The 13,713-nt window shown below is 34.2% G+C and carries 10 protein-coding genes; 7 read left to right on the plus strand and 3 right to left on the minus strand.

Going from position 1 to position 13,713, the window contains the following annotated elements:
- The first annotated feature begins 33 nt into the window (after window positions 1-33).
- On the plus strand, window positions 34-714 hold the full coding sequence (locus tag NSQ18_RS11465) for a DUF554 domain-containing protein (RefSeq protein WP_016838643.1): 681 nt from the start codon (window positions 34-36) through the stop codon (window positions 712-714).
- Window positions 715-1,071: 357 nt separating this feature from the next.
- On the opposite strand, the gene NSQ18_RS11470 is transcribed toward NSQ18_RS11465, so the two are convergent.
- Window positions 1,072-2,823 (minus strand): B12-binding domain-containing radical SAM protein, encoded by a 1,752-nt coding sequence (locus tag NSQ18_RS11470; protein WP_016838644.1) that lies wholly within the window; start codon window positions 2,821-2,823, stop codon window positions 1,072-1,074.
- Between the two features lie 112 nt (window positions 2,824-2,935).
- Complete coding sequence (locus NSQ18_RS11475) at window positions 2,936-3,427, minus strand: hypothetical protein (protein ID WP_339288135.1); 492 nt, start codon at window positions 3,425-3,427, stop codon at window positions 2,936-2,938.
- Between the two features lie 265 nt (window positions 3,428-3,692).
- On the opposite strand from NSQ18_RS11475, the gene NSQ18_RS11480 reads away from it, so the two are divergent.
- The 3 genes from NSQ18_RS11480 to NSQ18_RS11490 all read left to right on the plus strand — a co-directional run bounded on the left by NSQ18_RS11480 (window position 3,693) and on the right by NSQ18_RS11490 (window position 7,693).
- Complete coding sequence (locus NSQ18_RS11480) at window positions 3,693-4,463, plus strand: metallophosphoesterase family protein (RefSeq protein ID WP_016838646.1); 771 nt, start codon at window positions 3,693-3,695, stop codon at window positions 4,461-4,463.
- A gap of 150 nt (window positions 4,464-4,613) precedes the next feature.
- Complete coding sequence (locus tag NSQ18_RS11485; RefSeq protein ID WP_016838647.1) at window positions 4,614-6,605, plus strand: AarF/UbiB family protein; 1,992 nt, start codon at window positions 4,614-4,616, stop codon at window positions 6,603-6,605.
- Window positions 6,606-6,805: 200 nt separating this feature from the next.
- On the plus strand, window positions 6,806-7,693 hold the full coding sequence (locus NSQ18_RS11490) for a 5'-3' exonuclease (RefSeq protein ID WP_016838648.1): 888 nt from the start codon (window positions 6,806-6,808) through the stop codon (window positions 7,691-7,693).
- A 44-nt stretch (window positions 7,694-7,737) separates the two neighbouring features.
- On the opposite strand, the gene NSQ18_RS11495 is transcribed toward NSQ18_RS11490, so the two are convergent.
- Entirely contained in the window at window positions 7,738-8,256 is a 519-nt protein-coding gene (locus NSQ18_RS11495; RefSeq protein WP_016838649.1) for a C39 family peptidase, read from the minus strand.
- A 323-nt stretch (window positions 8,257-8,579) separates the two neighbouring features.
- Between NSQ18_RS11495 and NSQ18_RS11500 the strand changes: the two genes are divergently transcribed.
- The 3 genes from NSQ18_RS11500 (at window position 8,580) to NSQ18_RS11510 (ending at window position 13,683) form a co-directional block, all read left to right on the plus strand.
- Window positions 8,580-10,058 carry a methyl-accepting chemotaxis protein gene (locus tag NSQ18_RS11500; RefSeq protein ID WP_016838650.1) on the plus strand — a complete coding sequence of 493 codons (1,479 nt, stop codon included), beginning with the start codon at window positions 8,580-8,582 and terminating at the stop codon, window positions 10,056-10,058.
- 174 nt (window positions 10,059-10,232) lie between these two features.
- Window positions 10,233-12,332, plus strand: coding sequence for an MMPL family transporter (locus NSQ18_RS11505; RefSeq protein ID WP_339288138.1), 2,100 nt, complete (start codon window positions 10,233-10,235; stop codon window positions 12,330-12,332).
- 328 nt (window positions 12,333-12,660) lie between these two features.
- Window positions 12,661-13,683, plus strand: coding sequence for a nitronate monooxygenase (locus NSQ18_RS11510; protein ID WP_339288139.1), 1,023 nt, complete (start codon window positions 12,661-12,663; stop codon window positions 13,681-13,683).
- Window positions 13,684-13,713 lie beyond the last annotated feature (30 nt).

The following is a 13,713-nucleotide window of genomic DNA, read 5'->3' on the forward strand; positions in this document are numbered from 1 at the left end:
TAGTTTTGTTACTTTTGATGGGAGTGTTAAGTGATGATTGGCACAATCGTAAATACAATTTGTATTCTGGTAGGGAGTTTTGTAGGAAGCGCATTAAAAAAGGGAATTAAAGAAGAATATCAATCTGCATTATTTACAGCCATGGGGTTTGCCGCTACTGCTTTAGGAATCAATGCGATTGTTCAAAATATGCCGAATAGCAAATATCCGGTCTTATTTATTGTTAGTTTATCTGTTGGTGGTTTAATTGGGACCATTATTGATTTTGATGGGAAATTTAAGAATGTTGTTGATCGGTTTTCTAAAACAGATTTAAGTAAGGGCTTGTCTACAGCCATTTTGCTATTTTGTATCGGTACTTTGTCGATATTAGGTCCGGTGGAAAGTGCTTTAAATAATAATCATACATACTTATTTACAAATGCTACGCTGGATTTAGTGACATCTATGGCTTTAGCTGCCACTTATGGAATCGGTATCGCCTTTGCTGCAGTTGTATTGTTTATTTGGCAAGGTTTGATTTATTTATGTGCAAAATATATTGAACCATTTTTAACAGCTGAACTAATGACGGAGGTTTCCATCGTAGGAGGCATTTTAATATTAAGCTCTGGATTATCGATTTTAGGTATTAAAGACAGCAAATCGTTAAATATGTTGCCAGCACTTTTTGTTCCTGTACTTTGGTTTATTGGATTAGCATTGTTTCAGTAAAAGTTAATGAATAGAAGGAAGGATTTTCAATACTAGTGGGAGATTACCCAAATAAGTAGGGTTGCTATCTGAACGAGCTTAGGTGGTATATGCACAAGCAAGGGTGGTATTTGCACGAGCTGATGTATTATCTGCACGAGTAGGAGAGTTTTATGCACAAGCAAGATAGTTATTTGCACAAGAAGCACCGTATCTTCACGAGTAAGAGTGCAATCCACACGAGCAATGAGAAAATCCATGTTTTAATAAAAAAGTAGCACAAACCATCATTGATAAACTCCCTATTAGATAAACAGTTTTATTTTTTAACTGTCTACCTAATAGGGAGCATAACAATTCGGTTTGTACTACTATTTTTTATTTTATGAGGTTTTTTGGAAACGTTGCAAAGTATGGAGTAGTTCCTTGTCTGAAGAAGACAAACAAATACGTATCACTTTCAACAATTTTTCCTTTTTTATATTCATCATAATCTATACTAAATGGAACGATAAGTGAATGCTTCACAAGTTCCTTTTCATTAATCTGCAATTGGGCAAATTCTTCTCCAACAATATTAGGAGATTCAATTAATTTCTTATTTATTGCTTTCAATTCTTCTTTTGGAATTCGTTCTTCCCACCAAAGCTTTCGAGGGTGGAATTGTTGCTTCGATAAGAAATCGAGCTTCATTAAACTATGAACGATACCTAAATTCACGTTTGGTAACGTGCGTAAAAATTCATCCAATCTCGTAAATAAGTCCTCCAATTGATGACCTATTCTCGACCATCCTTTTTCTTCCCAGAAAGTACCAAAGTTTTGGAAGAAATCGAATGGGGTTTCAAATACTTCTGACACTAGGTATTCAATTGTATCGTCCATTCGATGAGCATTCCAATATTTTTCGAGCACATCTTCCGCTTGTTTGATGCGAATAATTTCATCAAAGCTTAATACGTTGTTTGATAAAATTTCATAAGGTGCGATATCAACATATGTATATCCAAACTTTTCGGCTTCAATTCGTAAACCTGTACCGCGCAATAGTTTTAAGAAGCCGAGCTGCAATTCCTCTGGACGCATCGCAAATACATCATTAAATGTTTTGCGGAAACTCTCATAATCTTCTTCAGGAAGTCCAGCAATTAAATCTAAATGCTGATCGATCTTCCCGCCTTCTTTCACCATTGTGACCGTTCTTTTTAATTTTTCAAAGTTTTGTCTACGTTTCACCAATTCATTTGTTAAATCATTCGTAGATTGGACGCCAATTTCAAAACGGAATAAACCTGCTGGTGCATTGTCATTTAAAAATTGAATGACTTCAGGTCGCATAATATCAGCAGTAATTTCAAATTGGAACACCACGCCAGGTACATGCTCATCAATTAAAAATTGGAACATGTCCATTGCATAACTGCGACTAATGTTAAAAGTTCGGTCAACGAATTTAATTGTTTTTGCACCATTGGCCATTAAATAACGAATATCGTCTTTTATTTTTTCCCTATTAAAATAGCGAACGCCTACTTCAATAGAAGATAAGCAAAATTGACAGCTAAATGGGCAACCGCGGCTTGTTTCAATATATTGAATGCGTTTTGAAATAGAAGCTCGATCTTCTTCAAAACGGAATGGGCTTGGAAGTTCCCGTAAGTCAATTTTCTTTGGCTGTGGATGAATATTCATTTTTCCATCTTGTAAGTAAGCAATGCCTGGAACTTCTTCTAGTGGGATTTCTCCATGAACATATCGTAGCAATTGTTTAAAAGAATATTCACCTTCCCCCATAATGATGAAATCAACAAGCCCTTCCAATCGTCGCAACCAATAATGTACATCATAAGAGACTTCCGGCCCGCCTAATACAATTTTTGTATGTGGGCTAACAACTCGCAGCATTTGAATAACCTTAATCGTTTCTTCGATATTCCAAATATAGCAACTAAAACCGACTAAATCGGGTTTTCTTTGATGAAGATCAGTCACAATATTTAATGTCGGTTCTTTTATCGTAAATTCTACAATCGTTGGGTCAAACTCCGGACGTGCGAATGCTTTTAAATAACGAATGGCCAAGTTCGTATGAATGTATTTGGCGTTCAAAGTTGTTAATAATATATTCATCAGTCGAACTCCTTTAAATCCTATTGGTAGAATGAAATACTTTGATTACCATCACTATTATACACTGATAACTCTAGACTATCTTGTATTAAAAAAAATCAGTCACTTTCATCTATTCATAAATGATTTTCACGTGGTGATTTTCAACATAATTTGGATCATCTAAAGACAAAATATATAATTCCATTTCTAAATCATTTTTAAATTCGGGAAATTCGATGTCTTCTAATTGTTGGATGACTAGTTTTGCAGTGGCTGCTTTTTTTGGTGAGATTTCCTGTTCCAATTGATAAATCGCTTCATCTACCATCCGATCATCTACTGATAGTCTTTGTGCTTGTATTTTCATTGTATCTTTTCGTTTATTTAAAATGTCAAACGTAATCGTGACAGTTTGTTTCGATTGTTCTTTGTTTTTCTTCATGTTTAATATGGTGATTTTTACATTTTCATTATCAACGACTAATTGGTTGATTTCTCTAAATTCGTGATTAGATTTTTTTCTATCGTTTTCTGGCGTACCTAAGTTTGCTTCTGAGGGTACACCACAAGCATACAATATGAAGATAGGCAAGAATAAGAAAATTAGAAACAACTTCCTCATAAGAATCTCCTTTACCAAAGAAATAGATTAATTTTCATTATGAAATAATGTCGTATAAACTATACGTGATTCGATTCGTATGAATAAACATTTATAGAATAATTAAAATAATAAACTATTAGTCAATATGAAATTCTTAAATTGTATAGAATTTCGCGGAATATTCATATAAGTCTGTAGTATAATTGAATAAAAATTGAACGGATTGAAAATTTTAGAAAACATTCAACTTTCTCTTTTGAGTGTTGAATAAAGAGGTGTATAAATGGATAAAGTATTTGCCATTGGAGATATACATGGAAGTTTTCATTTATTAGAGAAAGTATTGCAGTACTGGAAACCCGATGAAGAGATGCTTATTTTTTTAGGTGACTATATTGACAGGGGAAAGGATAGCTTAAAAGTATTGCGCAAAGTGATGGAGCTATCAAAAGATTATAAGGTGATTACGTTAAGTGGAAACCATGAACAAATCTTCTTGAACTGGTTAAAAAAGCCGAAAGAAATGGCAGAATTTTATTTCCATCCGAAAGTTGGAGGTGCAAGCACCATCCAAAGTTTTTATTCCGAATATTCCAGCGAACACGAACAAACTGTAGATGAAATGAATGTTGAACAAATAGTCGAATTTATCAAAACGCATTTTGAAGATGAAATTGAATTTATAAAAAATCTTCGTTTGTATTATTATTGGAATCCGTTTGTTTTTGTTCACGCAGGGATCAATGCAAAAGTAGAAGATTTTTTAGAAACAAGTACGGATGAATTTCTGTGGATACGTGAAGAATTTACGAAAGTCCCCCATAAAGCAAAAGAATATGTCGTATTTGGCCATACACCAACATTATTATTAAATGAAGATGGTTCGAGCAAAGTATGGATTTCACCTTGCCGTAAAAAAATCGGTATTGATGGAGGGGGAAATATTTATGAGGGTGGAAATATCCATGGGGTTCGTTTCCACAAAAAATCAACAGATATTGAAATATATTCTGTAAATGAAAGGGAGAGTATTACGAATTATTTTACATTATAGATAGGATTCACCTCCAAGTGAATCCTTTTTTGTATGAATTTCGTTTGGAAAATAGAAGAAATCAATTTAATAACAACGCTTAGGAATGACAAGAATGAAACTTTAGCCATACTAATTTTAATGGATATTCGATTGGAAGTGGTGAAGTGAATGAGTACAATTAGCGCACTTTTGCAAATATTAATTGTGTCAATCATTATATTTTTTATTAGCGGAAGGCTTATTGGTTCCAATGTGAACTTATTTAGAAGAGTATTGTCCGTCATCATCAGCGTCTCATTCACTACTTTTGTGTTTTGGTATACGTTTGTTCGGGAAAATGCACAATATCATACTGAAGATGGCGTTGTAAGTGTTGCAACGTTATTATGGATCGGAAGCATGTTGCTTATTTCCATGCTGATTTATTTATTCTTTGAGCTATTTGATCCGATTGCATTAGATGAAAATACTGGGCGTTATTCGGAAAAGAAGACGATTTTTAGGAAAGCATTGAATTATTGGCGTTATCAAAAGCGTCTACGAACGGTATTAAAAGTAGCTGTAACGAACGGCATTACAAGAACGGTAAAATATGCGCGAAGTCGCGATACAGATAGACAGTTAGCAATTGCATTGCGTTCTACTCTTGAAGAGAGCGGTGGCATTTTTATAAAGTTTGGACAAGTGTTATCAACTAGAAAAGAATTGTTTTCCCCAATCTTCATTGAAGAACTAAAAAAATTGCAGCAAAAAGTATCGCCAATGACCTTTGATGAAGTAAAAAGGATATTAAAAGAAAATTTTTCATGCGAAATCGATGAGGTCTTTTCTTTTTTTGACGAGAAACCATTAGCAGCAGCTTCCATTGGACAAGTTCATCGAGCGGTTTTAAAAAATTCTCATGAAGAAGTGGTTGTAAAAATTTTAAGACCGCAAGTAAAAACAATTATGAGGGAAGATTTAAGTATATTATTGGAATTTGCAGATTGGATTACGACGAAATCCCAGTGGGCTGAAAGTTTTGGGTTCAAATCGTTAGCAGAAGGATTTGCCAATTCAATGAAAGAGGAAACGGATTTCGAAATAGAAGCCCGCAATATGATCCAAATTCGAAATATATTAAAACGGAGTAAACTGAATGTCAAAATTCCACAAGTTTATGAAGAATTAAGTAATGAAAATATTTTAGTAATGGAATATGTAAAAGGTGTAAGCATTTCGGATTTAGATAAAATAGAGGATCTTTCCTTTGATCGAAAAGAGCTTGCGCGAACGATTGTTTATTCTTATTTAGAACAAGCGTTAATATCAGGAATTTTTCATGCTGACCCGCATCCAGGAAATATTTCTGTTAATCCAGAAACAGGGGAAGTAGCGATTCTTGACTTTGGAGCAGTTTGTCGATTATCAGGGCAACAACAAGAAGGATTAAAACTATTTTTCATGGGTATTCAGCAGGGAGATTCGTCGTTATTATACGATGCAATTTCCTTGCTAATCAAAAATAAAAATGAAATTAACCGTCAAGAATTGGAACAAGCGATTGGCCAAATTTTATTAAAAATAACATATGTTAATAAAGTTCCAACAGATGAAACGATTTATTCCATTTTTACAGTCATTAGAGAATCGGGGTTACAGTTTTATTCATCCGTCAGCTTGGCTCTCAGGGTAATCATTACATTAGACGGCACAATCAATATGATCGATCCTACTTTTAATATTTTTGAAGAAGCGAAGAAATTTACAAATGATTATATGAAATCTTCGTTAAGAAAACCGATTACAGAGCCAATTGAAACGATGGAGAAAATGCAAGAAGAATTGGCAATACTAATACCGAATTTGCGAAAAATTCCAAGGCGGATTGACCAATTAATTCGAAAAGTTGAAGATGGAAAAGTGATCTTGCATCACGACATCTTTTCGGATAAAACCAACTCCAAATTTGTGACGCAATTGTTTTCAAAATTTGTCTTATTGATGGTGGGCATTACATTTGGAATTATTTCAACAGCACTTCTAGCCATTTCCCAATTTATTGAAACTGCCTATGCGATTTATTTAAATACAGCAGCATATCTCGGATTATTTTTATGTTCCATTTTACTTGTACGATTATCGATTCAAGCAATTCGCGATATGAAACGGAGAGATTAATGAAAGCACTTTTCCCATATGCAATGAAGTCTAAACTGATAGGAGGATAATATGTTCTATTTTATGAACGTATTATCCTCTTCTTTTGTTTGTCAGCAGTAGCGTCACTTAGAATTGTAATAGGGAAGGAGAATTTTTCCGTCGCAAATGGGCTGTCTCAACATGTTATAATGAATGAAGTAGAAAGTGAGGATTTTTGAATGAATAATCAACCACATATTTTAGTCATTGACGGAATGGCTCTATTATTCCGTTCTTTTTATGCCACGAGTGTAATAGGACATTTTCAATATTTACCGGATGGCAGACCATCAAATGGGGTGCAAGGTTTTGCACGACATGTTTTAACAGCCCAATCAATTATTAAGCCTAGCCATATTGCAATTTGTTGGGATATGGGAGCTAACACATTTCGCAATGAACTATTTGAAGGATACAAAACGAATCGAAGCGAGCCACCGGAAGAAATGATTCCACAATTTGACATGGCAAAGGAAGTTTCTGAGTGGATTGGCTGGAAAAACATTGGAGAAGCAGGAATGGAAGCGGATGATTGCATTGGTTCCATCGTTGAAAAATGGAAGGAAGAAGCCCAAATTACAATAATTAGTGGCGATAAAGATTTATTGCAATTATTGAATCCTTCGACGAACATCGCTTTTACAAAAAAAGGCTATTCTGAGTATGATGTCTATACAATGGAACGATTTAAAGAGGAATATGCGATTGAACCTCATCAATTTGTAGATGTGAAAGCATTCATGGGAGATTCGAGCGACGGCTATCCAGGGGTCAAAGGCATTGGACCGAAAACAGCGCTGCAATTGATTCAAAAATACGGTACTGTTGAAGGAGTATTACAAAATTTAGATGAATTAAAACCAGGTCAACGAAATAAAATTGCAGATAATCTGGAAATGTTAAAGCTTTCTTATCGATTAGCATCCATAGAAAAAAACATACCAATCAAAGAACGTTTAGAAGATCTCTCTGTACCTGAATATTCCGCTAACACTTTCAATCAACTAGCAAACAAGGGCTTTACATCCATTGCAAAACATGCCTATTCACTATATACATGTATATAAAGTATTGAGAAGGGACACAAACTTGTTTGAATGTTTGAGTCCCTTTATTTTTTCTTTCTTGGCTCAATTTTTACGAAGCTAATCACTTTATAGTTTTGAGAATAGGGAACTTTTCGTATTTGACTATCACGATTTATTCCCCCATTATCATGCACAATTAATAATAACTCATTTTGCTCAATTTCATAGCCAATGAAAGGAACCCAATGATAGGTAAAAGTAGGTTTTGATTTCCATTGTAGAGTAAAGTATTTATCAAATTTTATTGCTACTGGCCTGCCCTCATCGATTTGTTTCATCGCTTCCTTTAATGAACAGTTTTTTACAACCCAGTCCGTTCCTAAATAGTTTTGTAAATTTTTAATAAGCCTCCAGCGAAATAAACCGATTTTCGTTGTACCTAGCATTCGATAAAGAATATTTACATTCTGTGCAACATGTTTTCCAAACATAAATTTCAACATAACGAATATTGTAGTAGGTCCACAGGCAGAGTTTTGGTAGGATGGATAAACTTCAGGGCTGAACTGAGACATTCCTTCTAAAGGTATGAACTTTTTCATAGCATCACCTTGTTCAATATTATAAGTAATATAAATTTTTTTGAAAGACTAGGGCAGTAATGAACATAAAATGATGATTGCACTAAGTCTTACTGCAAGTTTTATTGATATAATTTTCAGAATTAATAAGAAAAATTAGAAAAATGAAGGAATTTTTGGTAAGTATATCGAATAATAAAGCAGAGTTGTATTTCCTAGGAAATATACTCAACTTAAATAGTTCGAATCTTGCATAAAATCATCAGTTATAGTGATTTTTTGATGTTTTTATTTGCGTGAATAATCAAATAGTCCTTACCACAAAAAGAAAGGGGAAGAATTGAATGTATCAAGATCAATACAACACTCACAGAGTTCATAAAGTCAATCTTCTACTAACTATTATTTTAGTATTTCTTATTTGTGTACCGATTGTTTCATCTAGGGGATTTGAAGAGGGAGCAATTATTATTGTAGCGGGCTTGATTGTTCTTGTGATGTCGATAATCACTTTCTTTTTACCAATCAATACATATGTAAAAGGCTTAACCATATCATTAATTCCAAGTATAGTGGTATTAGCACTCTTAATTTTGGATGGATTTTCTATTATTAAACACTATATTATTATTCTTACAATTGCGATGGTTACACTCTATTTTAAGAAAGAACTGATTTTAGCGTTAGGTCTTTTGCTAGATGTAGTATATCTCGTATTATTTTTCCTTTTGCCAGAAAACTTATTAGGACTGAATAACAATTTTTCTGGGTTCTTGACTGTCTTCTTTATCATAAATGCATTTATGGTTCTTTTATATTTGCTGATGAAATGGGGAAGACAACTGATTGTTGATGCATTTCAAAAAGAACTTGAAGCGAAAGAGGGAATGAATAAGTTAACATCCACTTTTGCATCCATCGAATCTGTATCTGATTTGCTTGATAACCATATTACAAAATTTAATACAGAATTAAATACGATCTTTAGTTCAAGTAAAGACATTGTACAATCAGCAGAACAAATGGGTACTAGTATACAAGAAGAGGCGAATAGTGTAAATATCATCAATGATTCAATGGTTCAATCATCAGAAAAAATGGGACAAATCGTTATCGTTGCTGAAGATATTGTAAAAAAATCGGAAAATATGAATAGAAAAGTACAAGAAGGTTGGAATAAAATCAATCAAGTAACTGATTATATGGATTCAGTTGGTACAACGATTAGCAATACAGTTATAACGGTTTCTGATTTGCAAACTAGTTTAGAAAGGGTAAATACATTACTCGAAAGTATAAAAGAAATTGCAGATCAAACGAACTTGCTTGCACTGAATGCTGCCATTGAATCGGCTCGTGCTGGTGAGCATGGAAAGGGATTCGCAGTAGTAGCGGAAGAAGTAAGAAAACTAGCTGAACAAAGTGCCCAAATGACAGAGAATATTAAATTGGTGACGGATGAATTATTCAACAAATCCAAAATAGCTCAAGAAAAATCAGCTCAAGGAGAAAGTGCGATTACGGAAGGTAGATTATTGCTTAAGGAAATTTCTCATTTCTTTGAAGAAATAAAAAGTACATTTACAGAAATTCATAATGGACTATCAATGGAAATGTCAGAAATCGAATTGGCAAATCATAATTTCTTTACAATTCGAAATCAAATTGAAAACGTATCTGCTATATCTGAAGAAAATGCTGCGTCAACGGAAGAAATAATCTCTACATTAGAAAATACACATGATTTAATCGCTTCTATACATTCATCAATAAACGAAATAAATGTATTAATTAAACAGTTGAGAGACTTGACAAAAAGTTAGTATTATCAGTTCTCTGGATTAGTTCATCGCGATGAATGGGAATGTTTACGATTAAAATTATTATTGTCCTCCTGTTAATTTCTTTTAGATTCTCAATAGGTATAATTTTACTTTAAGGCCCAAATAATAGATTTGAAAATCCAGATTTATTTGGCGAAAAAATAGGAGGACAATATGAAATTTATACAGACACTAACGGATAAAGTCGCTACAAAAAAAGGGGCTTGGATTACTATTGCCATTTGGTTATTAATCATGATTGTTATTAGTGCAGGACCTAAATTAAGCGACTATAAAACAACCAACTTTCAAGCATTACCAAATAATGCAGAATCCATTATTGCCCAAAATAAGTTAGATGAGTTTTTTCCTAATGATCAAGGAACACCAGGTATATATGTATTTCATAAATCAGATGGAGAGATAACCGTTGAAGAAGTTGGAGAAATTATTGATGGTATTAAAAAGGCCGATATTGAAGGAATAGAAACAATTGTAGACGTTTCGAAATTACCTCCTCAAGCATTATCGGCATTCATATCTGAAGATAAAACGACAATGATTGTTCCAATGAATTTAAAGAATGGCTTAGGAAGTTCCGATTATGCTGAAATTAATGATAAAACAACTGAGGTAGGTACGAAAATTGCAGAGGATTTAGGGGTAGATTTTTATATTACAGGACCTGCAGGTATTTCGGGTGACACAGTTAAACTGTTCGAATCTGCAGACTTCAAACTTTTATTTGCAACAATCATCATTATTTTAGTTTTATTAATTGTCATTTATCGTTCTCCTCTACTTGCTCTTATACCGCTTTTGGCAACGGTAGTCGTGTATCAAATTGTCAATCAAACCGTTGCATTGCTAGGTGCTGCAGGGCTAGAAATTAATAACTCGACAACTTCCATCATGAGTATTTTGCTGTTTGCAGCACTTATTGATTATTCATTATTTGTATTTTCCCGCTATCGAGAAGAATTGAATAAGCATGAAAATCAATTTGAAGCAATGAAAATTGCAATGCAGTCAACAGCAAAACCGGTGCTATTTGCAGCAGGTACGGTGCTCGCTGCAATGGTTATTTTAATTTTTGCAGACTTCCGAGAATATCAAAACTTTGCTCCAATTTTTGCAACTGCCATGATTATTATTATGATTGCTGCTATTACTTTTGTCCCAGCATTATTTGCTTTATTTGGTCGAAAAGCATTTTGGCCGAAAATTCCAAAGTATGGTGAGGAAAGTGAAGTAAAACATAGCATTTGGGGTCCTATTGCAAAGTTTGTCACATCAAAACCAGCACTAGTTGGGGTAGCAGTCATGCTGTTTTTGTTAATTACAGCAGCTAACATTATGAATATTAAATATGAATTTAATATGGTAAAAAATTTTCCTGAAGATTTACCTTCTCGTGTTGGTTTTGAAATCGTGGAAGAGAAGTTTAATAAAGGGGATTTAGCTCAAACAACTGTACTTGTTACCGGTGAAGACTTAACATTTGAAAAAATACAGGAAATTGCCCAAGATTTTTCTGAAGTTGAACAGATTGGTTCTGCTAGAGCTTCAGGAATTACCGATGATGGGAAACACGGGAAAATAACCATCTCGTTAAATGAAGATCCGTATAGTGTTGAAGCCATTGATTTTATTCAAGAGTTCCGTGAAGCCAATGCAACATATCGTTTATCCAATGACAAAAAAGTGGAATTAGAGTTTGCTGGTACAACGGCAAAATTAGTTGATGAAGAAGAAGTCAATAATCGTGATATTAAGATTATTTTTATTTTAGAAACATTCCTTATTCTAGTACTATTGCTCATTCTTACACGTTCTATTAAAATGCCGATTTATATGTTGGCAACGATTTTAATTTCCTATGCTTCTGCGTTAGGTTTAGGATTATTTTTGTTAGATTTATTCTTTGGATATGATGCAGTGTCAACTCGTGCACCGGTATATGCGTTTATCTTCTTAGTTGCATTGGGAATTGATTATAATATCATCATGGTCAGCCGTTTCATCGAAGAGCGGAAATATAAAAGTGTAAAGAATGCTTTAGAAATTGCTGTTCGAAACACAGGTGGAGTGATATCATCAGCAGGTGTGATATTAGCAGCAACCTTCGCAGCTTTAACGACAATGCCAGTAATCGATTTATTTGTTTTTGGCTTCATTGTCGCTGTCGGCATCATTATTGATACATTTTTAGTGCGAGGAATGTTATTGCCTTCTCTCATTTTATTCTTTGAACGAGATCAGAAGGGCGTCTGAAAAGTCATTTTCAGATGTCCTTTTTCAATTTGCACAAATGAATGATGAGAATATTTGTATACCCATAAATTGACAAAATATTTGTAAGATGTAAAGATAGTTGATAAAGAAGAAAAGACAAATCGTTAAGTTTTATTGTTATCAAAGAAGCGGCTCGACAATGGATGTGCAGAAACAATATCGCGATTTCCTTAAAATACAACCACTTGAAGCATTTTCATTTTAAAGAGCTGTTCGGTCGTTTAAAAGGTTGTAGTTTGAAGTAACTCCTATAAATTTTTGTGAATGTCTAAAAGACTATATATTGATTGAAAGGAGTAGATATTACATGTTCAGCAACTTAAAATATCCAATAATTCAAGCGCCGATGGCAGGGGGGATTGCAACGGTCGATTTAGCTCTTGCAGTTTCACAAAATGGTGGACTTGGGTTTCTAGCAGCGGGTTATAAAACTCCAGAAGCAATCGAGCAGGAAATCATCAAATGCAAAGAAGCCGCTTTGCCTTTTGGGGTGAATATTTTTGTTCCTCAAAACGACTCCCTTGATGAGTCATTGTATTTGTATAAGGAGCGCCTTGAAGAAGATTTCCAAATTCCATTAACAATTCCAAAAACCGATGACGATTATTGGACGGAAAAATTGGAGTTAGTCAAGACGTATAAAGTCCCTTATGTTTCGTTTACATTTGGTTGTCCAACCAATGAAATCATTGAACAAATTAAAGAGAATGGCAGCTATGTAATCGTTACGGTGACCAATTTAGAGGAAGCAAAAATTGCTGTACAACAAGGAGCAGATGCAATTTGTTTACAGGGGATAGAAGCTGGAGGGCATCGAGCAACTTTTCAAAATGTGGATGAAGAATCTTATGTACCACTGATGGAATTCATATCTACGGTTCGAAAAGAAATGGCAGTTCCAATAATTGCTGCTGGAGGCATTATTAATGGTAAGGACATTCACCTCGCATTAAATGCTGGAGCTGATGTGGTGCAGCTAGGTACGGCTTTCCTTTGTACAGAAGAAAGCGGAGCTAACCCAGTTTATAAACAGGCTCTTCAATCTGGAGAGTTTACAGAAACAGCCCTTACACGTACATTTTCAGGTCGACTTGCGCGGGGATTGAAAAATGAATTTATGGTGAAATATGAAAGCATTGCACCAGCCATTTATCCCGCTGTCAATACATTAACGCAGCCGATTCGTGCAAAAGCATTGAAAGATCAAAACCCTCAAGCCATGTCACTTTGGGCAAGTACACGTTTTAAAGAGATTCAGTCAGGTACAGTAAAAGAGATATTTGACCGACTTATTAAAGAATTGGAGCTATGTCGCTCTTCATGTATTTAGACATAGGGGAAATTTGTTGTGACATATAAT

The sequence above is a fragment of the Ureibacillus sp. FSL K6-0786 genome (assembly GCF_037965165.1).
Classification (GTDB): Bacteria; Bacillota; Bacilli; order Bacillales_A; family Planococcaceae; genus Ureibacillus; species Ureibacillus thermosphaericus.